The sequence below is a fragment of the Halomonas sp. QHL1 genome (genome assembly GCF_001882345.1).
Classification (GTDB): Bacteria; Pseudomonadota; Gammaproteobacteria; order Pseudomonadales; family Halomonadaceae; genus Vreelandella.
Map to the genome: position 1 here is coordinate 1,900,999 of NZ_MINL01000001.1, position 23,458 is coordinate 1,924,456.

22 protein-coding genes are annotated in these 23,458 nt (G+C 54.5%); 6 read left to right on the forward strand and 16 right to left on the reverse strand.

Annotation, left to right across the window (positions count from 1 at the left end):
- Positions 1 to 180 precede the first annotated feature (180 nt).
- Positions 181 to 573 carry a hypothetical protein gene (locus QHL1GM_RS08690; protein ID WP_071694121.1) on the forward strand — a complete coding sequence of 131 codons (393 nt, stop codon included), beginning with the start codon at positions 181 to 183 and terminating at the stop codon, positions 571 to 573.
- Between the two features lie 55 nt (positions 574 to 628).
- Here QHL1GM_RS08690 and QHL1GM_RS08695 read toward each other — a convergent pair whose 3' ends face one another.
- The 3 genes from QHL1GM_RS08695 to uraH are packed head-to-tail and all read right to left on the reverse strand — an operon-like array spanning position 629 to position 2,950.
- Complete coding sequence (locus tag QHL1GM_RS08695) at positions 629 to 1,363, reverse strand: GntR family transcriptional regulator (RefSeq protein WP_071694122.1); 735 nt, start codon at positions 1,361 to 1,363, stop codon at positions 629 to 631.
- Between the two features lie 18 nt (positions 1,364 to 1,381).
- The gene (locus QHL1GM_RS08700) at positions 1,382 to 2,581 is read right to left on the reverse strand and encodes a urate hydroxylase PuuD (protein ID WP_071694123.1); all 1,200 of its coding nucleotides are present in this window, start codon (positions 2,579 to 2,581) and stop codon (positions 1,382 to 1,384) included.
- Positions 2,582 to 2,596: 15 nt separating this feature from the next.
- On the reverse strand, positions 2,597 to 2,950 hold the full coding sequence (uraH, locus tag QHL1GM_RS08705; RefSeq protein ID WP_071694124.1) for a hydroxyisourate hydrolase: 354 nt from the start codon (positions 2,948 to 2,950) through the stop codon (positions 2,597 to 2,599).
- A 143-nt stretch (positions 2,951 to 3,093) separates the two neighbouring features.
- Here uraH and uraD point away from each other — a divergent pair, with 143 nt between their 5' ends.
- Together uraD and QHL1GM_RS08715 are read left to right on the forward strand one after the other, a co-directional pair.
- A complete protein-coding gene (gene uraD / locus QHL1GM_RS08710) occupies positions 3,094 to 3,630 on the forward strand; it encodes a 2-oxo-4-hydroxy-4-carboxy-5-ureidoimidazoline decarboxylase (protein ID WP_071694125.1) in 537 nt (178 codons plus the stop codon).
- Between the two features lie 120 nt (positions 3,631 to 3,750).
- A complete protein-coding gene (locus QHL1GM_RS08715) occupies positions 3,751 to 5,109 on the forward strand; it encodes a uracil-xanthine permease family protein (protein WP_071694126.1) in 1,359 nt (452 codons plus the stop codon).
- A 79-nt stretch (positions 5,110 to 5,188) separates the two neighbouring features.
- Here the strand turns inward: QHL1GM_RS08715 and QHL1GM_RS08720 are convergent, their stop codons facing one another.
- The 3 genes from QHL1GM_RS08720 to QHL1GM_RS08730 form a co-directional block, all read right to left on the reverse strand.
- Positions 5,189 to 5,545 carry a phasin family protein gene (locus tag QHL1GM_RS08720; protein ID WP_071694127.1) on the reverse strand — a complete coding sequence of 119 codons (357 nt, stop codon included), beginning with the start codon at positions 5,543 to 5,545 and terminating at the stop codon, positions 5,189 to 5,191.
- A 179-nt stretch (positions 5,546 to 5,724) separates the two neighbouring features.
- The gene (locus QHL1GM_RS08725; RefSeq protein ID WP_071694128.1) at positions 5,725 to 6,414 is read right to left on the reverse strand and encodes a glutathione binding-like protein; all 690 of its coding nucleotides are present in this window, start codon (positions 6,412 to 6,414) and stop codon (positions 5,725 to 5,727) included.
- 115 nt (positions 6,415 to 6,529) lie between these two features.
- On the reverse strand, positions 6,530 to 7,222 hold the full coding sequence (locus tag QHL1GM_RS08730; RefSeq protein WP_071694129.1) for a glutathione S-transferase family protein: 693 nt from the start codon (positions 7,220 to 7,222) through the stop codon (positions 6,530 to 6,532).
- A gap of 394 nt (positions 7,223 to 7,616) precedes the next feature.
- On the opposite strand from QHL1GM_RS08730, the gene QHL1GM_RS08735 reads away from it, so the two are divergent.
- Positions 7,617 to 9,308 carry an L-lactate permease gene (locus QHL1GM_RS08735; RefSeq protein WP_071694130.1) on the forward strand — a complete coding sequence of 564 codons (1,692 nt, stop codon included), beginning with the start codon at positions 7,617 to 7,619 and terminating at the stop codon, positions 9,306 to 9,308.
- A gap of 94 nt (positions 9,309 to 9,402) precedes the next feature.
- Here the strand turns inward: QHL1GM_RS08735 and QHL1GM_RS08740 are convergent, their stop codons facing one another.
- The 9 genes from QHL1GM_RS08740 to QHL1GM_RS08780 form a co-directional block, all read right to left on the reverse strand.
- Positions 9,403 to 9,927, reverse strand: coding sequence for a gamma carbonic anhydrase family protein (locus QHL1GM_RS08740; protein WP_071694131.1), 525 nt, complete (start codon positions 9,925 to 9,927; stop codon positions 9,403 to 9,405).
- A 34-nt stretch (positions 9,928 to 9,961) separates the two neighbouring features.
- Positions 9,962 to 12,964, reverse strand: coding sequence for an FAD-binding and (Fe-S)-binding domain-containing protein (locus QHL1GM_RS08745; protein ID WP_071694132.1), 3,003 nt, complete (start codon positions 12,962 to 12,964; stop codon positions 9,962 to 9,964).
- 18 nt (positions 12,965 to 12,982) lie between these two features.
- Entirely contained in the window at positions 12,983 to 14,194 is a 1,212-nt protein-coding gene (locus QHL1GM_RS08750) for an alanine--glyoxylate aminotransferase family protein (RefSeq protein WP_071694133.1), read from the reverse strand.
- Between the two features lie 100 nt (positions 14,195 to 14,294).
- On the reverse strand, positions 14,295 to 15,482 hold the full coding sequence (locus QHL1GM_RS08755; RefSeq protein ID WP_071694134.1) for a CaiB/BaiF CoA-transferase family protein: 1,188 nt from the start codon (positions 15,480 to 15,482) through the stop codon (positions 14,295 to 14,297).
- Between the two features lie 41 nt (positions 15,483 to 15,523).
- Positions 15,524 to 16,309: an enoyl-CoA hydratase/isomerase family protein gene (locus tag QHL1GM_RS08760; RefSeq protein WP_071694135.1), complete on the reverse strand. Its 786-nt coding sequence runs from the start codon at positions 16,307 to 16,309 to the stop codon at positions 15,524 to 15,526.
- A gap of 65 nt (positions 16,310 to 16,374) precedes the next feature.
- Positions 16,375 to 17,658: a TRAP transporter large permease gene (locus QHL1GM_RS08765; protein ID WP_071694136.1), complete on the reverse strand. Its 1,284-nt coding sequence runs from the start codon at positions 17,656 to 17,658 to the stop codon at positions 16,375 to 16,377.
- Positions 17,655 to 18,242 carry a TRAP transporter small permease gene (locus tag QHL1GM_RS08770; protein WP_071694137.1) on the reverse strand — a complete coding sequence of 196 codons (588 nt, stop codon included), beginning with the start codon at positions 18,240 to 18,242 and terminating at the stop codon, positions 17,655 to 17,657. Before QHL1GM_RS08770 ends, QHL1GM_RS08765 begins: the two co-directional genes overlap by 4 nt.
- Positions 18,243 to 18,331: 89 nt before the next feature.
- The gene (locus QHL1GM_RS08775) at positions 18,332 to 19,312 is read right to left on the reverse strand and encodes a TRAP transporter substrate-binding protein (RefSeq protein ID WP_071694138.1); all 981 of its coding nucleotides are present in this window, start codon (positions 19,310 to 19,312) and stop codon (positions 18,332 to 18,334) included.
- A 214-nt stretch (positions 19,313 to 19,526) separates the two neighbouring features.
- Positions 19,527 to 19,988: a heme-binding protein gene (locus tag QHL1GM_RS08780; protein WP_071694139.1), complete on the reverse strand. Its 462-nt coding sequence runs from the start codon at positions 19,986 to 19,988 to the stop codon at positions 19,527 to 19,529.
- Positions 19,989 to 20,212: 224 nt separating this feature from the next.
- Between QHL1GM_RS08780 and QHL1GM_RS08785 the strand changes: the two genes are divergently transcribed.
- Positions 20,213 to 20,896: a GntR family transcriptional regulator gene (locus tag QHL1GM_RS08785; RefSeq protein WP_071694140.1), complete on the forward strand. Its 684-nt coding sequence runs from the start codon at positions 20,213 to 20,215 to the stop codon at positions 20,894 to 20,896.
- Positions 20,897 to 20,900: 4 nt separating this feature from the next.
- Here the strand turns inward: QHL1GM_RS08785 and glcC are convergent, their stop codons facing one another.
- Positions 20,901 to 21,680 (reverse strand): transcriptional regulator GlcC, encoded by a 780-nt coding sequence (gene glcC / locus QHL1GM_RS08790; protein ID WP_071694141.1) that lies wholly within the window; start codon positions 21,678 to 21,680, stop codon positions 20,901 to 20,903.
- Between the two features lie 234 nt (positions 21,681 to 21,914).
- On the opposite strand from glcC, the gene glcD reads away from it, so the two are divergent.
- Positions 21,915 to 23,414, forward strand: coding sequence for a glycolate oxidase subunit GlcD (gene glcD / locus QHL1GM_RS08795; RefSeq protein WP_071694142.1), 1,500 nt, complete (start codon positions 21,915 to 21,917; stop codon positions 23,412 to 23,414).
- Positions 23,415 to 23,458: the final 44 nt, after the last annotated feature.

Genomic DNA, 23,458 nt, shown 5'->3' on the forward strand with positions numbered 1-23,458 from the left:
TCGATCTACAATGCCTATTTTTCTGTTAGTGTCAGCGGAGAGCGTGCTTATATTTTTTGGAACTTTTTAACAAAAGCATTAAAAAATAATCTTAAGAACCTTCTTGTGTATATGGCTAATTTGAAGAAATGAGCAAAGAAGATACTGCGCATTAATAAGCTATTTAATGGAGAAGTGTTAGTGCCTGAACTTTGGTTAGTCGCCGTAGCTATAGCTACCCCAACAGCTGGAATAGTTGGCTTTTTAATTCAGTTCCGCACCCTTCAGAAGGCCCGCTTAGAGAACGTAAAGCTCCGTCTTGAAATTGATCAGCACAAGCAAGCACAGAAGGCTTCCGAAGGCACCGTCCGAGTGGCTACGCACGAAGAAACTATAAAATATAGTGATCAGCTTTACAGCCTTCGCCGACCAGCAGAGTCGGAAGCAATTGAAGATGACATTGGCGCAAGTTCTAAAAGACCGTTACGGGGTGCAGTTATTCAATTTGCCTTATGGTTTGGTGTAGCACTGTTTATAGTGTGTCTAGCATATGATGTATTCCGTGTGAGCAGGTGGCTTTGGTCGCTGGTTTAGTGAAATAGCGGCTACCTGATATCAACCAACAAGCTGCAGCTTAAGGCCTGCGCCCCTACCCCCCAAATATCTGCTGCAAATCCGGCACATTATCTTCCTCTTCAACCATGGAGAGGGAGGCTTCAATCGCTTTCAAGTGACGGCTCATAAAAGCTTTTGCCCGCTCGCAGTTGCCTGCTTCCAGATAGCCGATCAAGTCGTCGTGGTCGTGGGATTCGCAGCCCAAGTGGCCGGGATGACCGTAGACAGCCAGAATTAGCGAAGAACGCGAGCAGAGCCGTTCGACAAACTCTGCCAGGGTGGCGTTGCCCGACAACTGTGCTAAACGCACATGGAAGTCAGCCGATAGCCGAATGGCCACGCTTTGCTGGCCGCTGCGCAGCGCTTGACGCTCCTGGCGGGCCATTTCGCGCAGCTCCGCTGCTTCTTTTTCACCCATGCGCCGGGCTACGTCGGGCATTAACCCGCACTCGATTAACTGGCGGGCATCGAATACGTCTTTGGCTTCATCGGCGGTGGGCCGGGTAACGCTGGCGCCACGGCGAGGGGTTAGGGTGACTAACTGCTCCAGCGACAGGCGCTGGAGAATTTTACGAATACCGGTGCGGCTAATGCCGAAAACATCCGCCAGCGCATCCTCGCGCAGCCGTGCGCCGGGCTTTAAGCGCTGCTCGACAATGGCATCGCTAACGGCGCGGTAAATGGCGTCGTGGCGCTCATCGCCCTCTTTGCTATTTTTCGTTTCTTTAGCAGGAGCGCGCCGTTTTTCCGGCGCCTGCGCATCACTCATAGCTAGCCTCTCTGATCATTACTCCCAAGCAGCAATGATATCGCGCTCTTCATCGCTCATGTTGGTCATATTGCCTAACGGCATATAGCGGCTGGCCACAACCTGCTGAATCTGTGCCTTTTGGCCAAGGATTTCATCCCAGCTGTCAAAGGCAAACCCGGCAGGCGGCGCTGAAAAACCGGCGTGTTCTGGGTTGCGCGCGTGACACTGAACACAGTGCTGCTCGATCAAGCCAGTGATTTGTGCTTGATCCGGCCCTTGCGCGCCAGCATCACCGCTCGGTGATGAAGCACTCGGTGCGGCCACCCAAAAGGCTAACAGAATAAGCCCTACCCCAAAGGCGGGATACGCGGGCTGGGTTTTGCCTTCATGCATCAACACAAAGAATTGACGGATCAAGGCACCGGCAAAGATAAACAGCACCATCACGACCCAGGCAAGCTCGTGGGAGTAGATAAATGAGTAGTGATTGCTCACCATCAACAACACGACCGGCAGCGTGAAGTAGGTGTTATGTACCGAGCGCTGCTTGCCGCGTTTGCCATCTAGAGGATTGGGGGCATCGCCTGCTTTCATGGCTTTTACCATCCGGCGCTGGCCGGGGATAATCCAGAAGAAGACGTTCGCCGACATCGCTGTCGCCATCACCGCACCGGTGAGTAGGAATGCGGCGCGGCCGGTAAACATTTGCGTGCTTAGGTAGGCAACGACCACCATCATCACGGCAACCGCGACGCTAAGCAGACCGTCGCGATCCATATTGGGACTAATGCGCTTACACAGCTCGTTATAAACCACCCAGCCGCCCAGCAAAAATGCCAGCGCGAGTAAGTTAGCCTGCCAACCCGTCATGTTGGCGGCCCACTCCCAGGGGCTATTGGGGTTTACCAAGTAGAAGCCAGGATTGACCATGTAGAGAATAACAAACAGCGCAAAGCCGGAGAGCCAGGTGGTATAGGCTTTCCAAAATGACCAGTGAAGATCATTGGGGAGCTTGGCAGGCGCGGTGGCGTACTTTTGGTTGTGGTAAAAACCACCGCCGTGAACCGACCACATTTCACCAAAGACGCCCTTCTCGCGATCCTCTGAAGCTTTCGGTGCGCGCAGGCTATTATCCAGCATTACAAAGTAGATCGACTCGCCAATCCAGGCGATAGCGGCAATCACATGCAGCCAGCGCAGCAGCAAATTAACAAAATCGATTAGATACGCTTGCATAACGGAAGTCCCTTATCAGCTACCGCGGTAAGTTGAGTAGCCATAGGGCGAGAGAAGCAGCGGCACATGGTAGTGCTGGCTGGCATCAGCGACGCCAAAGCGCAGCGGAATAACGTCTAAAAAGCGTGGCTCTGCAGCTTCAACGCCTTGGGCACGCAGGTAGTCACCGGCATGGAACACCAGTTCGTACTCGCCTGGCGTGAGTGCATCACCCTCTAAAATGGGCGCATCGCAGCGTCCGTCACTATTAGTAATCACAGTCTTTAGATGCTGGCGCTCGCTGCCTGCAAGGCAAAACACTTCAATAGTAATTCCCTGACCGGGCTGGCCTTTGGCGGTATCCAGTACGTGGGTGGTTAAACGTCCCATAGCCGCTCCTTGTTGATTATTGATAACGTTGTTTGACCTATTGGTCAAAGAGTACCGTTACTGATATTTATTGTATACAGTAATTCCATTCCAGCACATTTGAACAATGGTCGCTTTAATATTATCCGTTTTGGAGAGTGCCAATGCCTACATCTCACCCGCTACTGCTTTCACCCGCGCCTAGCAAGTGCAGCCTTGAAATGCTTACCCATCACTATGGGGATGTTTATGAGCATTCGCCCTGGGTGGCCGAAGCCGCTTGGCAGCAAGGCCTTACTGAAGCCCATGATAATCCCGACGCATTGGCCGAGCTTATGGGGCTTATGTTGCAGCAAGCAAGCAGCGACCAGCAAATTAAGGTGATTCAGGCGCACCCTGACCTGGCAGGCAAAGCCGCTATGGCAGGTGAATTAACCCAAGACTCAACTAGCGAACAAGCAGGCGCCGGGCTCGATCAGTGCAGCCCCGAGGAGTTTGCGCGCTTTGAGACGCTTAACGCGGCGTATAAGGAGAAGTTTGGTTTCCCGTTTGTCATTGCCGTTAAAGGGCTGGATCGCCATGCCATATTAGCCGCCTTCGAAGAACGCCTGAACAACGATGCGGCCACCGAACGGCAAACGGCCATTGAGCAAATTATTCGCATTGCCCGTTTTCGTTTAAGAGCCCGCGCCGAACAATAAATCATCCGCGTTGAAGACCATTCGCCAAACGGGCTATTGCATTTATTTCTTGTATACACTTTTATTAGTTAATGGATGCAAGAAGAAAAAAATGCCACCCACTGCGAATAAAGGCTCTTTATGTCCTCTCCGCCCGATGCCAAAACGCGGCCTTCGCGTACCATTAATCAAAACCCGGATGCGATGCCGCCGCTGTCAAAAGCGATCCCCCTAGGCCTACAGCACATCATGGCCATGTTCGCTGGCAACGTTACACCGCCGATTATTATTGCCGGGGTGATCGGCGCTACTCCGGCGGAGCAGATCTTTTTAATACAGGTAGCACTGTTTGTCGCTGGGGTATCTACGCTGGTACAAACTATCGGTATCGGCCCGTTTGGGGCGCGGCTGCCGATTGTGCAGGGCACCAGCTTTGGCTTTTTACCGGTGGCGCTGCCGCTGGCTAAGGCGTTTGGACTGCCTGCCGTTCTGGGCGCCTCATTCGTGGCAGGGTTGCTGCAAATTGTGCTCGGGGCATTTTTAAAGAAGATTCGCCATTGGTTCTCTCCAGTAGTCACCGGCATTGTGGTGCTATTGATCGGTATTACATTGATGCCGGTAGGCCTCAATTATGCCGCGGGCGGGATTGGCGCGGATGACTTCGCATCACCTGGCAATTTACTGCTGGCGCTCTTTGTACTCAGCGTGACGATTGCCGTTCATCAATATGGGCGAGGTTTTATTAAAGCGTCCTCCATTCTGTTTGGCTTAGTGGCTGGCTACGCAGTGGCCATTGCCCTTGGAAAAGTCGATTTTACTTCCCTTAGCAACGCCGCCTGGTTTGCATTACCCAAGCCGTTGGAATATGGCATGACGTTTTCAGGCACCGCAATCATCGGCATGACGCTGATTATGTTTGTGGTCGGGCTAGAAACGATTGGCAATATCTCTGCGATTACGACCACGGGAGCGGGCCGCCCGGCGAAAGACCGTGAGCTCTCTGGCGGCGTGATGGCCGATGGCATGGCCACTTCATTTGCAGCGGTTTTCAATACCCTGCCCAATACCGCTTATGCCCAGAATGTCGGTCTGATTACCTTAACCGGCGTGGTGAGTCGCCACGTGGTCACCATCGGTGGGCTGCTGTTAATTGCGATGGGGCTATTTCCCAAGCTGGGGGGACTAGTCGCTGCTATGCCGCCTGCGGTACTTGGCGGTGCGGGCGTCGGCATGATCGCATCGGCGGGTCTTAAAATTATCAAAGAGTGCGAGCTGGATCAGCGAAATATGCTGATAATCGCCGTCTCATTAAGCCTAGGCATCGGCCTGCCAGCCGTCGAGGCGATTTCAGAAACCATGCCGGGGCAAATGGGGCTGCTGCTTAAGTCAGGTCTAGTACCTGCTGCACTCGCCGCTTTATTGTTGGATGCCATCCTACCGGGCAAGCCTGATAGGCGCGCCAAACTGGCGAAGGACGAAGCGGATTATCAAAACCGTTAATCATATGATGACGGGCAAACGAAAACAAAAATGCCGCACCCTTTGGGCACGGCATCTTTAAGCGGTGGTTCGGGTTAGATCACTGCTTGGCAGTCTCTACCGCTTTCTTAGAAGTTTCTTCTGCCATTTTTTGGCTGTCTTGAGCAAAGCTTTGGCCGATTGAAGTCACTTTTTCAGTGTCGCCCTTCACTCGCTCCATAAACTCGCCAGCCGTTTTCTGCTGGCTCTCCATGGCCTTTTTGAAGCTGTCTGCATCTTTTACATCAAGCCAGGTGCGCGCTTGCGAAATCGCCATATCCGAGTAGGCACGGGCGGCATCCAACTGAGCGCTAACCAACTGATCATAGTAATCAATCGCTGTCAGCGTGTAGAAACGCATCGGTGAAATGAAAACGGATTCCAACTGTTGCGTGGTTTTATCAGTAGTTTTATTCATCTTAATACCTCCAAAGTGAGCTAGCACATAAACGCGCCTTGATTAGGCGGTTCTTAGCCGGGCTTTTGCCTCTGCTATCTCTAAAGCTAGCAGTGCTTTTTGTGCAGCGCAATATGATTTTTACTCATGCTGCACATGCTCACTCCCAGGTAGCCAGAAAGGCTGAAAGCAGCCTGCTACTAGCGGTTACCGAACAAATGCTTACGCGCCTGTTCGTCCATTTCTACACCCGCCTGAGGATTAACATCTTCGACCAATGCGTAAGCTCTCCGTACGGCTGGGCGGGCTTTGACCATCTCAAACCAGCGCTCTAGATCTGGAAATTCTTCTAACGTTTGACGCTGCTTCTCCCAAGGAACTATCCAGGGATAGATCGCCATATCGGCAATCGAATAGTCATCGCCACCCACATAAGTGTGATGCGCCAGACGCTGGTCCAACACACTGTAAAGCCGATTGGTTTCACGCACGTAGCGCTCAATGGCGTACTCAATCTTTTGCGGCGCAAAGTGGCAAAAGTGGTGGTTTTGGCCTGCCATTGGGCCTAAACCACCCATTTGCCAGTGCAGCCACTGCAACGCAATATAGCGTTCGCGGCCTGCGGAAGGCAGAAAGAGGCCACTCTTATCGGCCAAGTACTCCAGGATCGCTCCCGACTCGAACATCGACAGCGGCTGGCCGCCATCCTGCGGGGAGTGATCGACAATGGCCGGGATACGGTTATTGGGGGCAATAGAGAGAAACTCAGGGTCAAACTGCTCGCCCCGGCCAATGTTAACCGGCTTCACCCGGTACGCCAGATTGGCTTCTTCGAGCATAATGGAGATTTTATGGCCGTTAGGGGTTGTCCAGTAATACAGGTCAATCATTGCCATCTCCTTGATGAAAACGTTGATTCACTCGCGAAGAGCCTATCAAGCTTTCTAAATACAACAGGCGGTACATCAGTGTACCGCCACAGTTAGGTATATAGCGCAGCTGGCGCTATATATCGCGCACGGACAGGGCATTGCTGGCAGCCCCGTCGTGTACGCTGAGCATGCGTTTAAACCACTCATCCACCGGGTCGCCAGGCTCTACCACTGCCTGGGTCGATACGACGTGAGCCCACATCATACTGCCAAACAGCAAGTAATCTGAGCCGCTTGGGGAATCGCCGTCTAAAAAGCGACTGTCACGCAGCAAATCACGCACCGGTGCCAGCACCTGTTTAAGCTGCTGCTTACCCTGTTCAGGCTGGTGGAACTCTTCCAGCGTGCAGCCAAACCGCGCTTCACGGGTTTCGCGGAAATAGCCCCGGTCGTCTGGGTGTACTGCCGCGAATAAATCCATGGCAATAATGCGGAATAGCGCTGGATTTACACTGCGCTCAACGAAGCATTTGAACAGTAATACCCGCTGATAACTAACGCCCTCGCCCAGCACGGGTGCTTCGGGATACGCCTTATCCAGATAGCGCATGATCTCGAAGCTGTCGGTGACAACCTGCTCGCCGTCGCACAGCACTGGCACTTTGTCGTAGTCGGCAAACTCCAACGCTTTTTTATCGAGGAATCGCCATGCCACGGTGGTGAATTCCAGCCCTTTATGCGCAAGCGCCATACGCACTCGCCAGCAGAAAGGTGAGAAGCGTAGCCGTTCGTCCCGGCCGCACAGATCATAGAGTTTAAGTGCCATTACTACCGCCTTCTAGTTCGTGACATTGGGTGCAGAAAAAACTGTTGGTAAAAAGTGGTTAGAAAACCACTTTTATGAACTCTGCGTAGTTAAACAATGAGCTCAAGAAACTAACCGTGCAAGAGGCGCGGCTAGGCACTGTCTATTAGTCTAATGGCAGCGCTTGCAATAGTGTCGGCTTGATTTCGAAAAATTTTTTTTAAAACAATAAGCTATGAAAAAAAGTGCAGTATAAATCGATATTTTAAACACGCGCCAAACTGGTAAGACCAATTTTCCAATGTAGTCATATGGTTAGCCTAAACGTATCTTTCACCTACACCCGACTGGCACCACAACAGCCAGACGGTTATTGCGGAGCATACCAAATCAATAACAAGGGGCAGTTCCTTCCATGAACGATACGATTCTTGCACTTCTGGCCTTTCTGCCGCTGTTGCTGGCCGGTATTTTGCTCATAGGGTTTAAAATACCAGCCAAGATAGCGATGCCTATTGTTTTCCTGACCGCTGCCATTATTGGCTTAACCGCTTGGGATATGTCCTTTAGCCGCGTAGCGGCATCGACCATTCAAGGCCTTATTCAAACAGCGGGTCTTTTGTGGATTATCTTTGGCGCCATCTTGCTGCTTAACACCCTTAAGCACTCCGGCGGCATTACCGCTATCCGTAACGGCTTTTCAGATATTAGCCCTGACCGCCGCGTACAGGCGTTGATTGTTGCTTGGCTGTTCGGCTGCTTTATCGAAGGGGCTTCAGGCTTCGGTACGCCAGCCGCGGTTGCCGCACCACTGATGGTTGCTCTCGGCTTCCCGGCGCTTGCGGCAGTGGTCGTGGGCATGATGATTCAATCAACACCGGTCTCGTTTGGTGCTGTGGGTACGCCCATTGTGGTCGGGGTCGGTAGCGGCTTGGATCGCGCAGGTATTAGCGCCGAACTCGACTCGGTAGGCTCTAGCTGGGACGTCTTCTTCCAGCTAGTCACCAGCGAAGTGGCGATTACTCACGGTATCGTGGGCATTTTAATGCCGCTGATTCTGGTTACCGTGATGGTGCGCTTCTTCGGTGCCAACCGCTCCTGGAAAGAGGGGCTGTCGATTACCCCCTTCGCCATCTTTACCGGTATCTGCTTCGTAGTGCCTTACATGCTGGTAGGCGTGCTGCTGGGCCCTGAGTTCCCTTCAATGATCGGTGCCATGGTGGGCTTGGCAATTGTCGTACCCGCTGCCAAACGTGGCTTCTTGATGCCAAAAGATACCTGGGACTTCCCTGAGTCCTCTTCTTGGCCTGATGAGTGGATCGGTAACCTACAGATCAAGCTTGATGACGTTGTAGGCAAAGCGCCGATGTCTACCTTCAAAGGCTGGGTACCCTACGTACTGCTGGCACTGTTTTTGGTGGCCTCACGCACCATCGAGCCTCTGCGTAACGCTCTGACCTCAATCAACCTCAGCTGGAGCAATATCCTTGGCGAAGCGGGCGTAAGCGGTGGCGTTCAGCCGCTCTACCTGCCGGGCGGTATTATTATTGCTGTGGTCATCGTCACTTACTTCCTTCACCGTATGAACCCGCAAAAGATGAGCGCAGCGGTGTCTGAATCGACCAAAACGATTTTTGGTGCCGGCTTCGTGTTGATCTTTACCGTGCCGATGGTGCGTATCTTGATCAACTCCGGTGTTAACGGTGCAGACCTTGTCTCGATGCCGGTGATGATGGCCCAAGCAGTGGCCGATAGCGTGGGCGGCATATATCCCTTCTTTGCCCCAGCAGTCGGCGCGATGGGCGCCTTCATTGCAGGCTCCAACACGGTATCCAACCTAATGCTGGCGGAATTCCAGTTCAGCGTTGCTGAAACCCTGGGGCTTTCCACGGCCATGATGGTAGCGCTGCAGGCAGTAGGTGCGGCGGCGGGTAATATGATCGCCATCCATAACGTGGTCGCAGCATCGGCAACGGTCGGGTTGTTAGGCCGCGAAGGGGCTACGATCCGTAAGACGATTCTGCCCACCATCTACTACCTCATCTTTACCGGCATCATCGCGCTGGTTGCGTTCTACGTGATTGGCGTAACAGATCCGTTAATGTGACCGTGAAGTAGCTCTGGCGGTAATAACAACGCTAGAAACGCAAACCCCCAGGTCAAGGCCTGGGGGTTTGCTATTTAGCACAGCGGTTTTTACGTCAATCGATACGTTTTAGCTGCTGGCTATGGAGTTTGCCGCGTTCAACATAGCTTTGAGCGTTCTTCTTCAGTCCCGCCACGACTTCTTCGGAAAGCTCCCGCACTACCTTGGCCGGCGAGCCGACGATTAGCGAGTTGGGCGGAAATACTGCGCCTTCCTTAATAAATGCACCGGCACCCACCAAGCTATTCTCCCCAATCACCGCACCATTGAGCACGACCGCCTGGATACCGATCAGGCAGCCGTCACCGATGGTGCAGCCATGCAGCATCGCCTGGTGCCCCACCGTTACGCCTTTACCTACCTTAAGCGGAAAGCCTGGGTCAGCGTGGAGCACGGCGCCATCCTGAATATTGCTCTCTTCGCCCACCTCAAGGTGGTCGGTATCACCGCGCAACACGGCTTGATACCAAACGCTTGAGCGCGCCTTTAACGTCACCTGGCCGATCACATCCGCCGTATCGGCGATGTAAACGTCGTCGTGAACCTCTGGGCGATGCTCGCCGTATTGATAAAGTGCCACGTTAACCTCCTGGGTTGTTATTGGTGTTCCGCCTTCAGGCTAGCGCTTGTTCCAGCAATCGAGCAACGTGAATCGCTTCGCGGCCACTTCCATCGTGAATCTGATGGCGACAGCTGGTGCCATCGGCCACCACTACGACGTCTGCATCCGCCTTACGGATAGCAGGCAATAATGATAGCTCCGCCATTTTCAGCGAGGCGTCGTAGTGCTCCGCTTCATAGCCGAAGCTACCCGCCATGCCGCAGCAGGAGGACTCGATAGTTTCGACGGTGAGGTCAGGAATCCAGCCCAGTACCTGCTCAACGGGGCGCAGCGCATCGAAGGCTTTTTGATGGCAATGACCATGCAGCATCGCACGTTCGTAGTTCAGCGGCTTAAGTTCGAGGGGAAGCTGATTCTCGGCACGCGCCTTGACCAGAAACTCCTCAAACAGATAAGCCGAGGACGACAACGCTTTCGCCTCCTCACCAAAGCCGTACTGCAGGAATTCATCGCGCATACTGAGTAAGCAAGAGGGTTCCAGGCCTACAATCGCCACGCCGCGCTCTACAAACGGCATCAGGTGTTCAAGCGTGCGCTGGGCCTCAGCCTTGGCTTTATCAAACTGACCGGAAGAGAGGTAAGTACGCCCACAGCAGAGTGGCCGCTGCCCCTTGGTCACGTTGAGGTGTACACGGTAGCCCGCCGCTTCCAGCACCCGCTTGGCCGCTTTGGCGTTGGCACCTTCCATATAGTTGTTGAAGGTATCCACGAACAGCAGCACTTCCCGCTCAGAGGTGACTGGCTGGCGAGATGCTTCGGCACTGGCGAGGAAATTACCGTTAAATACCGGCAGCGAGCGTTGGGGCGCCAGCTTTAACGCCTGCTTGATCTGCTTAGCCAGAAACGGCACTCGCTCAACGCCATTTACCAGGACAGAAAACTTACTGGCCCAGGGCGCATAGCGCGGCATTTCGCCGACCATCCGATCACGCAGTGATAAGCCTTTGACACGGGCGCGAGCGGTGCGCGCCTCTATCTTGAATTTGGCCATATCAACGCCCGTGGGGCAGTCCCGCTTGCAGCCCTTGCACGAGACACAGAGATCCAACGCTTCTTTGACATCGTCGCTGGCCAGCCCTTCATCACCTAGCTGCCCGGAGAGCACTAAACGCAAGGTGTTAGCGCGCCCCCTTGTCAGGTGCTGCTCATCTTTAGTCACACGGAAACTCGGACACATGGTGCCTGCATCAAACTTGCGGCAGTGGCCGTTGTTGTTGCACATCTCTACCGCCATGGCCAAGCCATGGGTCGCATCACCGCCGGTACCTGGAGGGGTTTGCTCGCCCGTTAATGGGTCGCGCTTCACATTCCAGGCGGACCAATCGAATACCGGGGTAAGCGGAATAGTGGTGTAGGACTTGGGAAAACGAAAATAGCGCTCGTCATCCATTTTGGGGGTATCGACGATTTTGCCGGGGTTGAACAGATTTTCAGGATCAAACAGCTGCTTAATTTCGCGGAAGGCATTGTTGACCGTTTCGCCAAACTGCCACGCCACCCACTCGCCACGGCAAATTCCGTCGCCATGCTCGCCGGAGTAGGCGCCTTTATATTCGCGCACTAGCGCGGAGGCTAGCTCGGCGATTTCGCGCATTTTCTCTGCGCCGTCGCGGCGCATATCGAGAATTGGCCTTACGTGTAGCGTGCCGACGCCTGCGTGGGCGTACCAGGTGCCTTCAGTGCCGTAGCGGTTGAACACCTCGGTGAGCTTATCGGTGTATTCGGCCAAGTGTTCAAGCGGCACCGCGCAATCTTCAATAAAGGAGACCGGTTTGCCGTCGCCCTTCATGCTCATCATGATATTGAGTCCGGCCTTGCGTACATTCCAAAGCGCTTTCTGCTCTGCCGCTTCGGGCATATCCACTACGCTGCCTGGTAGGCCTAGATCGCCCATCAATTCATTAAGCCCACGCAGCGCTTCAAGCTGTGTTGCGTGGTCGTGACCGGCAAACTCCACCAGCAAAATGGCTTCAGGTTTGCCAATCAGCGCCTTCTCAATGACCGGGCGGAACGCTGGGTTCTCTAGCGACAGCTCAATCATGGTGCGATCAACCAGCTCGACCGCCGTGGGGCCAAGCTTGACGATATGCTGAGTAAAATCCATCGCCTGATAAAAGGTCGGGAAATTCACCACGCCCAGCACCTTCTGCTCGGGCAGCGGTGAAAGCCTGAGTTTAATACGCTGGCTTACCCCTAGTGTGCCTTCCGAGCCCACCAGCAGGTGGGCCAGGTTGGCGCGACTGTCAGGGTCGTAGGGCATCGGGTTCTGGCAGTCGAACAGATCCAGATTGTAGCCACCCACACGACGCAGCACTTTGGGGAAGTGATCGCGAATTTCCGGGCCCACACGCTCCGCAATCGCTCTCACCTGCTGGGCAAGGCGCTGCTCCCGCGAGCCTTCCGCGAAGCTGTCAACGAAACCAAAACTCGCCGCGCTGCCGTCAGCCAATAGCGCTTCCACGCCCAGCACGTTATGCACCATATTGCCGTAGAAGATCGACCGCGACCCGCAGGAGTTATTGCCTGCCATACCGCCGATGGTGCACTGGGCGCTGGTAGAAACGTCTACTGGATACCAGAGCCCGTAAGGTTTGAGCCAGGCGTTGAGGTGATCCAGCACGACGCCTGGTTCGACCACCACGGTGCGCGCCTCGGCGTCAAACTCCACCACTTGGTTAAGCCAACGGGTGGTGTCGATCACCAGCGCTTCGCCGACGGTTTGGCCACACTGGCTAGTGCCCGCGCCCCGGGCCAAAATCGGCACCTTGGCATCACGGGCAATATCCAGGGCAATTTTCAAATCTTCCTGATGGCGTGGGATGACCACGCCAACCGGGGTCACTTGATAAATAGAGGCGTCGGTTGAGTAGCGCCCCCGCGTTGCCCGATCAAACAGCACCTCCCCAGCCATCTCTCGGGATAACCGCTCGGCTAGCTCGCCGAGCGGCTTAATCTTGGCATCGCGGGACGGGCGTTGGTTCGTCAGAGACGTCATGTGGCTCTCCCCCGTCGTTTAGCGCTCGCCTGCGTTAAGCGGGTTGGCGGCAAAGTAGTCCAAAGCAGCCGTTACGCCACTACCATTAAGGTTAACGCCCGACAGCTTCATACCCGCTTCACAACCGCCGAGCGTGGCAATCAGGGTAAGGTCGTTGCAGTCGCCCAAATGGCCGATCCGGAACATCTTGCCCTTGGCCTTACCCAGCCCCATGCCTAATGAAAGGTCAAAACGCTCATAGATAATCTTGCGCACCGCATCCGCATCGACACCTTCCGGCATTACGACGCCAGTCAGCACAGGCGAGTAAACTGACGGATCTAAACACTGAATCTCAAGCCCCCACGCCTCTACCGCCGCGCGCACCCCAGCGGCCCAGCGCTGATGGCGGGCCAGCACATTGTCCATACCTTCATCCAACAGCATATCCAGCGCTTCATTCAGGCCATAGAGGAGGTTGGTGCTGGGCGTGTAGGGCCAGTAGCCGTTCTTGTTAGCTTCGAGAATTTCATCCCATGCCCAGAAGCTTTTCGGCAATTTCGCCTGTTTGCTAACTTCAATCGCTTTGGGTGAAAGCGCGTTAAAGCTGATGCCCGGCGGCAGCATCAGGCCTTTCTGCGAGCCGGAGACGGTGACATCAACGCCCCACTCATCATGACGGTAGTCGGCACTGGCCAAACCGGAAATGGTATCGACAATCAGCAGTGCGGGGTGACCCGCCGCGTCGATGGCTTTACGCACGGCGGCGATGTCGCTGGTCACGCCGGTCGAGGTTTCGTTATGCACCACGCAAACGGCCTTAAGCTCGTGGCCGGCATCCTCTTTCAGACGCGCCTCGATCATGTCGGCCTGAACACCGTGGCGCCAGCCTTCGTAGCCCGGCAATCCCAGAAACTCGGGCTGGATGTCTAAACGCAGGGCCATTTTGTGCCATAGCGTGGCGAAGTGACCGGTCTCGAACATCAATACCTTATCGCCCGGTGACAGGGTATTAGCCAAGGCAGCTTCCCAGGCACCGGTGCCCGACGCCGGGTAGATAATCACCGGGTTATCGGTTTTGAAGATTTTTTGAATCTTGCTCAGCAGCTCAAGGCCTAGCGCGCCAAACTCAGGCCCGCGGTGATCGATCGTGGGCAGGCTCATCGCCCGTAAAATACGGTCAGGCACCGGCGAAGGGCCAGGAATTTGCAAAAAGTGACGGCCGGATGGGTGAAAATTAAGTTTTAACATGATGACGTTCCTGTTTGTTGTTGTAGGGCTCACGGCTGGATCGACCGATTAGCGCTGTTGAAAATGGATAATGAATGCAATTACTCAAATCAAAAAAGCGTTATTTGATACATCCTTCAGCACGTAAAGCGTCAAGCTCTGCGCCGGAGAACCCTAAACTATCGAGCACTTCGTCGGTGTGCTGGGCAAAGAGCGGCGCCGGGCTGCGAATTTGCGACGGTGTTTCTGAGAACTTGCTCGGGAAACCGATGGTTTTCATTTTGCCCATTACCGGGTGCTCCATCTCTTGCACCATGCCGCGTGCTAAGTAGTGCTCATCCTGCATGGCCTGGGCGAAGTCGTTGATTGGCCCGGCAGGCACGCCCGCGCTGTCACACAGGGTTAGCCACTCATCAACGCTTTGATTCGCCATTAGCTCTTCGAGTAGCGCCTCCAGCTCTTCTACGTGCTGACCGCGGTCCTGATTGGTAATAAAGCGGGGATCCTGCATGAGTTCTTCGCGCTTTAATACGTCCTGGCAGAAGCGTTCCCAGGTGCGCTGGTTGGCGCAGCCGAGCATCAAATAGCCATCGCTGGCTTTGACTGCCTGATAAGGCGCGGAGACGCGGTGGCGCCAGCCCGTTGGCCCAGGCACGGTGCCTTCAGAGAAGTAAGCCGCCGCTTCCCAGGTAAACCAGGGCAAACCACACTCGGTGATCGCGATATCGATATGCTGGCCAGCACCGGTTTTCATCTTGTGGATACAGGCAGCTAGGATCGAGTAGACCGCCGTCAGTCCACCGCCAATATCGTAAACCGCAATGCCGGTTTTAAGCGGACGCCTACCCTCTTCACCGGTCATCGACATCAGGCCTGTCATCCCTTGCGCCACTAGGTCGAAGCCCCCTTTGTGGCTGTAAGGCCCGGTTTGGCCATAGCCTGAAATAGAGCAGTAGACGATGCCAGGGTTGATTGCTTTGATGGTGTCGTAGTCGATCGACAGCGACTTGGTCACGCCTGGCCGGTAGTTCTCAACGATGACATCCGCGTCAGCCGCCAAGCGGTAGAAAATTTGCCGCGCGCGCTCGTCTTTAAGATTCAGCGAGATACTTTTTTTGTTGCGGTTAATCTGTGAAAAGCAGGTCGATTCGCCATTCACGTAAGGGCCCATTTGACGACTGTCGTCTCCGCCATTGAGCTTCTCGACTTTGATGACTTCGGCGCCCATATCGGCCAACACCATGGTGCAGTAGGGGCCGGCCATTATTTGTGACACATCCAGCACTTTTATATCTTGTAGGGGAAGCATGCGCTTTCCTCCCGGTTAGTAGTTTTACGCTGTGTCCGAAACTAGTGGCCAGACCACTCAAACGGGGTTTTATTGACGAATTTATCCACCGCTGCCGCAAAATCTCGACTCATATAGCAAGTGGTTACCCAGTCGTCGCTGGCATCCGCAGGGAGTCTTCGCTGCTCTAGCGCTCGTCCAATCAGGGCCTTGCTCGCCTGAAGGGTCAATGGTGCTCGCTTGGCAAAGGCTTCCGCCAGCGCAGCCACTTCGGCGTAAATCGCATCAGCGTCAAACAGTTGATTTATTAGGCCTGCGGCGTGTGCCTCGTCAGCGCCAAACAGCCGCGCCATCATCAACGCCTCTTTGGTGCGCGCAACGCCAAGCATGTCGATCATGCGTGAGACGTTGTTGATCGAGAGTGTATTGCCCAGCGTTTTGGCAATCGGCACGCCAAATTTCATTGTAGGGGTGGCGTAACGGAAATCGCACACCAGCGCCAGCGCCGCGCCGCCGCCGACACAGGCGCCTTCAATGAGTGCCAGAGTTGGCTTGGGAAAGGTTTCAAGCTTGCCCACTACGCGATCAATGCGCCGCTCGTAAGCAATCGCGTCTTCAGGCTGAGTGAAACCCGAAAACTGGCTGATATCGGTACCGGCGACAAAGGCTTCACCGCCGACGCCGTGCAGCACCACGGCGTACACAGTGTCATCTTCGGTCAACTGATCGCAGTGCTTTTCCAGGGCATCGTACATTTCCCAGGTCATCGCATTGCGGCTCTGTGGGCGATTAAAGCCCAGCCATGCAACACCATGCTGTATCTTCAATAGCAGGCTGTCGTCGTTCATATGTTTCTCCCTGGCCTTCCAAAACTAATCAAATGAGCACCAGCCTTGGATGGGCGACAGATATCTTAGCGATAGAAGAACTCGACCAGTGCCATGGGAATCGCTGGAATGTAAGTAACCAGCAGCAGCACAACCATCAATACCCCAATAAAGCCAATATTGGATCGCGTCACTGACCAGACATCACACTTAGCGATTGAGCAAGCAGTGATCAGAACGCTTGCCACTGGCGGGGTCTGCTGGCCAATCGCCAGGTTGAGGCACACGATCAGACCAAAATGCACCGGATCAATACCCGCCGCGCCAATCAGAGGCATGACGATAGGTACCACCAGAATAATCGCCGCCGCCGAGTGCAGAAACAGCCCAATCAGCAAGAAGAACACGTTAAGAATCATCAAGATCGCGTACTTGTTATCGGTTAGGCTAAGCACCGACTGAGCCAACTGCTGGGGCATCCGCATTTCGGTCAGGAAAACCCCAACCAGAGCCGACGCTGCCACCAGCAACATCACCACGGCGGTTTGCTGGCCGCCATCGATGATCGCTTTGTAGAGCGTCTTGAGATCAAGCTCACGATAAATCACTGTGCTTATCAGGATCGCAGCCAGCACGGCCAAACCAGCGCCTTCGGTGGCGGTCACAAAGCCACCAAAAATTGAGCCTAAGATAATGATTGGCAACGTCAGCGCCCAACCCGCTTCCTTGGCGGTCTGCTTGACACGCTTAAGCTGGAAAACCTCTTCCACAGGCCAGTTGTACTTTCGAGCGTAGTAGTAGCTCAGCGCCATCAGACCGCCAGCCCCCAACAAGCCAGGGACAATACCTGCTACAAATAGCTGAACGATGGACGCCCCAGACATCACTCCATAGAGAATCATCGGGATCGAGGGTGGAATGATAATAGCCAGCGACGCCGACGAAGATGTTACAGCTGCTGCAAAGGAGCTCGGATAGCCACGCTTCTTCATCGCGGGGATCAGAACTGAGCCGGTCGCAGCCACATCAGCCACCGCAGAACCGGATATTTCGGCAAAGAACAGCGAGACGCCGATATTGATCATTGCAAGCCCGCCGCGGATAAATCCGAAAAGCGCTGAAGCAAAAGCAATAAGCCGTTTGGAAATGCCACCAGTGTTCATGACAGCACCGGCCAAGACGAACATCGGAATGGCCAGCAACGGGAAGCTGCTTGCCCCCTCATACATGGTAAGCCCAATATTGGGCAACATATCGAGTCCTTGAGAAGCGACGATAGCCACCGTCGCCACAATAGCCAAGGCTACGGCGATGGGCACACTCATCAGGATCAGGACCAGCAGGCCAAGTAACATGAACAAAAGTGTCATGAGCGCTCCCTCTTTGTCAGCTCTTCTGCTGTCAGGCCTGCCTTCGCGTTATCTCGCTCAGCTTCAGCAATGGCGAGTCTTATCTCCTCCTCTTCCTGAGTGACACCAGAGCGTACCTTGGCCAAGTAATCCGGCATGCTAAGCAGCTGCGCAATGATAAAGAGCCCAGACCCGATGGGGATCACCGACTGTGTGAAGGTGAGCGGTACCCAGCGCAGGGTGATCAACGCCATGCCCTGCATTACCTCAAGAACCACCAGACCGGCCCAGCCGAGCACTAAAAAAAAGCCGATGAATAGCGCCTCGGAGAGATAGGCAATCGGCATGCGGATATGAACCGGTAGCGCGGCAAGCACACCGTCTACGCCAATATGGCCTCGCTTTAGCGCCGCAAGTGCACCAGCGTAGTAGGTCAGCCACACAAGCATGATGGCGGCCACTTCGTCATACCAGGAAGGTGTTCGCCATGCATAGCGGGTCACCACCGCATAAAGCACCACCAGCGTCAGCGACACCATCAGCACCACCGTGATGATCTCTAAAAAACGCTCCATGATGCGGGAAAGCTGGTTAATATTACCCATGGATCTCGACTCATTGAGGTAAGTGGCAGGATCCCCACGCCTTTCATCGACGTGAGGATAAAGGGCACGTAAGCAAAAACTGCCTAGCGTTAGGAGTCGTTGCCAAGTGCCAATACTTGATCAATCAGCTCTTGCGAACCCGGCACTTCATTGGCGAACGCCTCATAAATAGGCGTTGAGGCTTCAATAAAGACCGAGGTCTCAACTTCATTTACCTCTGTTCCCGCCGCTTCAATGACTGAGATCAGGTCCTGATCCAGTTGTGCAGCGTGCTCATAAACATATGCTTGAGTTTCCTGAGCTGCATCGATGATGATTTCCTGGATCTCCTCGGGCAGATTATTGAAGCGCCGCCCTGCGGTCAGGTATGCCGGGGTGTAAACGTGACCAGTAAGTGAGAGGTAATCCTGGACTTCCTGAAAGCGCTGACCAGCGATCTGGGCCAGTGGGTTCTCTTGACCGTCCATTACTCCAGTCTGCAGGGCCATGAACACTTCGGAGAGCGACATTGGTGAGGGCTCGGCACCATACTCCTCGAACATGCGTACGCGCCAAACGCCCTGGGGAACACGCAGTTTGATGCCGCGAAGATCCTCTGGGGTATTGATGGCGCGCTGATTATTGGTGATGTGGCGGAAGCCGTTTTCCCATACGGCCAGCACGCGATAGCCATTCTGCTCAGCAAGCGGAGCAAGGTGAGGCCAGAAGACCTCTTCCTCAACCCGTTTCATGTGCTCTCGGTCCTGTATCAGGTAGGGAAGTTCAAACAGGCCAAATTCGTCAGCAACAGAGGACATAATCGTGGACGGTAGCGCCAGGTCGACGGTGCCCAGGCGCAGGCGCTGTAGCAGTTCGGAGTCAGTACCCAACTGGCTTGAGCCGAACGACACAACTTCATAAGGCTCCGGGAGACGTTCGTTGACGAGTTCAGCAAAGTAGTTGGCGGAATCGGTGAACAGCGAGTCTGGGCCGCCTACATGACCCAAAGTGATTTCGCGAGCTTGAACCTGCAGCGATACTGACGCCACTGCGATGGCGAGCGTGGCGACAGCGACACGTGGAAATAGCATGGCTTGTTACCTCTTTATTATTGTGTTGGCACGATGCCTAGGTTGATGCTTTGAGCAATTTTTTGTGGTTTTGCGAGCGTTGCTATACAGATTTTTATTGGAGAATGTTGCTAGACGATGAAAAATGAATTCTTTATTCAAAGCCTAACCTTCAAGCTAGTCGGCGCTTATCACAGGTGTCAAGGCACTATTGAGCTTACTTCTCGCCACGAGGTCACTCTGGCGCCAATCCCCAGGACAAACCGGCCTGCTTAATACCCTCAATCGCGGCTTGCTGGTCTTCATCCGACGAGGCACCGCTTACGCCCACCGCGCCAATTACGCAGTTTTGTTCATTCAGAATGGGCACTCCACCCGCTACCGCCACAAAATGACCTTGAGAAGCTGCAGCAACACTGGCTATAAACGCAGTGCGGTCAGCGTTGCGCGCCCCTATTACTCCGCTAGCAACCCCAACACCCAACGCCGCATACGCCTTGCCCTGTGCAACAGGAAATCGCAGAGGAGCACAGCCATCCTCGCGCTCGGCAGCAATCAAATTACCGCCACCGTCCAACACCACAATAGTTAGCGGTGGCAAACCCGAATCGCGTGCCAGTGTCATGGCGCCATCAATCACATTTCTGCCCTGCGCTCTCGTGAGCTGCACACTGCAGGGAAATACTTGTCCGGCCATCAGCTGTTACCTTTGTGGTTGTTAATAGCGTGAAATGGTCAGCAAAATGCTGATCATATGAATATTGAATTCATAATTACTTTTGCAGATCATACAAACAATAGCCACTATGCAAAGATAGTATTGTGCAGATGTTATCGTGCTCAAAACGACCCAAAAGATTTGGCAAAAGGTCTGGGTAGCTCGGCGGCAAGCCAAGTGAGCCACTGACAAGGAAATAACGAATGACAAAGATACTGCAACGCAATTTATATCGAGAAGTGGCCGATAGAATTGGCGACCTGATTGAGCACGGCGAGCTTGCCCCCGGTGAACGCATATCTGAAAAGCAGCTGTGTGACCGTTTTGGGGTATCGCGCACGCCTTTGCGCGAAGCGCTGAAAGTGCTCGCCACTGAAGGGCTCATCGAGCTGCTACCCAATCGTGGCGCGCGGGTGGTGCGGCTGACCTTAAAAAACGTTAAAGACACCTATGACCTGATGGCCGCACTGGAGGGACTATCGGGGGAGCTTGCCTGTCAGTACATCAGCGACGCTGAAATTGCCGCCATTCGTCAGCTACACGATACGATGCTGGAGCACTACCGTAACCGGGATCTAATGCCCTATTTCCAGGTGAATCGGCAGATTCATGAAAGCATTCTGGCGGCGTCCAATAACGATGTACTGCAAGAGATGTATAGCAATCTAAGTCAGCGCATCAAGCGGGTGCGTTACTCCAAGAAGATGACCGAACGCTACTGGAGCCAGGCGGTAAAAGATCATGAAAATATGATGGCGGCACTTGAAAGGCGCGACAGCCAATCACTCGGGCAAATTCTACGTGACCACCTTTGCAACAAGATTGAAGTAGCCACCTTAGCGGGCGTGATTGACACTGAAGACGATAAAAGTGTGGCCAATAGCTAATAAGTTACTGCCACTCTTCAAGGCGCATGGATGAACGCTCTAACCGTTCGTGCTCCTCTTCTAAATCGCGCAACAGTTGGCTAATGCTGGAGAGGTGTTCCAGCGCCACCTGTTCTGCCTGCTCCGCCTTCCCGCTGACTACCGCATCATGCAACTGCGCATGCTGCTGATTGATCATCGTTCTGGGCGCTGGCAAATGATAAAGATGTTTAACCGAGGCAAATACCGAGCTCAGCAGTAAATCGGTCAGGCTCTGCAGCGTATGCACTAACACCGGGTTGTGGGACGCCTGGGACACCGCTAGGTGAAAGGCGTGATCCAGTCGCGCCAAACGCTCGACATCAATGGTTTCAGCACTTTCCGCATAGTCGGCCATTTCGCGATAGCGCCGGGTGATCAGCACCCGGTCGGCGGAGGTGCCGCGGCTTGCAGCTAACCGTGCCGACTCCCCTTCCAGCAGCGCGCGTACTTCTAACAGGTCAAACAGCGTGCGCGGATGGTCTTTAAACAGATGCATCAGTGGACTTTGGTTACCCACAGGCAAAAGCGTGGCAACCGTCGAGCCATGGCCCTGGCGGGTATCGATAATTCCCTTGCTGCGCAAAATCCTCAAGCCCTCGCGCAGCGAAGCACGGGAAACGCCCAGCCGCTCACACAGCCGCCGCTCTGAAGGAAGCAGTTGGCCGGGCCGAAAAACACCATCAAGAATCAGCCGCTCAAGCCGAGTGGCCACGTGTTCAGGCATCCGTTGCCCAGGGGTCAACGCTTGATTCTCCGCTGGCATGACTGTCACTCTCGCTGAACTGTTTGGCCAGCTTGCCACTACTCGCTTAAGAAGGCATCTATGTCGACTAATTACTGGTCAGACCAATGCACCACAACCTAGACAGGCGGACAAAAAAAGCCCAAATTGAGGCCATGTTTTGTAAACAACGTTTTTTGACGCACGCCTTGTGAGGCATAGGCGCACAGAACGTTTAGCATTTACCTTCAATGATAATAAGCATGGGATGTCGTGATGAATATCCTCTTTGATGAGCGCCTGGACGGTGAGCTGGTTCGGCGCGATAAAAGCGAGGTCTTAACCGACCTGCAGCAAGCCGTTCCCGACATGACGCTGCTGCATCGCGAAGAAGACCTACGCCCCTTTGAGTGCGATGGGCTGGCGGCCTATCGCGTGCTACCAATGCTGGTAGCGCTGCCTGAAACCTTTAACCAGGTGAAAGAGCTGCTCAAGCGCTGCCATGCCTTGAGCGTACCAGTAGTCACCCGTGGCGCGGGTACCGGGCTTTCCGGCGGCGCGCTGCCGCTGGAACAGGGCGTGCTTTTAGTGATGTCGCGCTTTAACCAGATTCTCAAAGTCGACCCTGATGCCCGCCTGGCGCGGGTTCAACCTGGCGTGCGCAACTTAGCGATTTCCGAAGCCGCTGCGCCTTACGGCCTTTACTACGCGCCGGATCCATCTTCGCAAATTGCCTGCTCCATTGGTGGCAATGTGGCGGAAAATGCCGGCGGCGTGCACTGCTTAAAATATGGCCTGACGGTGCATAACGTCATGCGCGTGGATGTGCTCACCATCGAGGGCGAGCACATGACCCTGGGCGCTGAGTCTTTTGATGCGCCTGGCTTTGATCTACTGGCCTTGATGAACGGCTCAGAGGGCATGCTCGGCGTCGTCACAGAAATCACCGTCAAGCTACTACCTAAGCCGGAAACCGCCAAAGTGCTGATGGCGAGCTTCGATGATATCGAGAAAGCCGGTCGCGCCGTCGGCGATATCATTGCCGCAGGCATTATTCCCGGCGGCCTGGAGATGATGGATAAACTGGCGATTAAAGCCGCCGAGGACTTTGTCAAAGCGGGCTACCCCCTCGACGCCGAGGCGATACTGCTCTGCGAGCTGGATGGCGTTGAAGCCGACGTGGACGACGACTGCGATACCGTACGTCGCGTACTGGAAACCGCGGGTGCCACCGATATTCAGCAGGCTCGCGATGAAGCCGAGCGTGCCAAATTCTGGGCCGGGCGGAAGAACGCCTTCCCTGCTGTGGGCCGTATGTCGCCGGATTATTACTGCATGGATGGCACTATTCCCCGCCGCGAACTCCCCCGCGTGCTTAAAGGCATTGCCGCGCTTTCCGAGGAGAGCGGCCTGGCGGTGGCCAACGTGTTCCACGCTGGCGATGGCAATATGCATCCGCTGATCCTGTTTGATGCCAACAAAGAAGGCCAGTTGGCGCTTGCCGAAGAGGTGGGAGGTAAGATTCTTGAGCTCTGCGTAGCCGCGGGCGGCTCGATCACCGGCGAGCATGGCGTTGGGCGCGAAAAGATCAATCAAATGTGTAGCCAATTCCAGGCGGATGAAATCAGCGTTTTTCATGCTTTGAAAGCCGCCTTTGATCCACAGCGACTGCTCAACCCCGGCAAGAACATTCCGACGCTGGCACGCTGCGCCGAGTTTGGCGCTATGCATGTGCATAACAACGAACTACCGCACCCGGAGCTGCCGCGTTTCTAGCTGTTAGCCTAGCCAAGATAATAATTAGCCAAAACGAATAATGG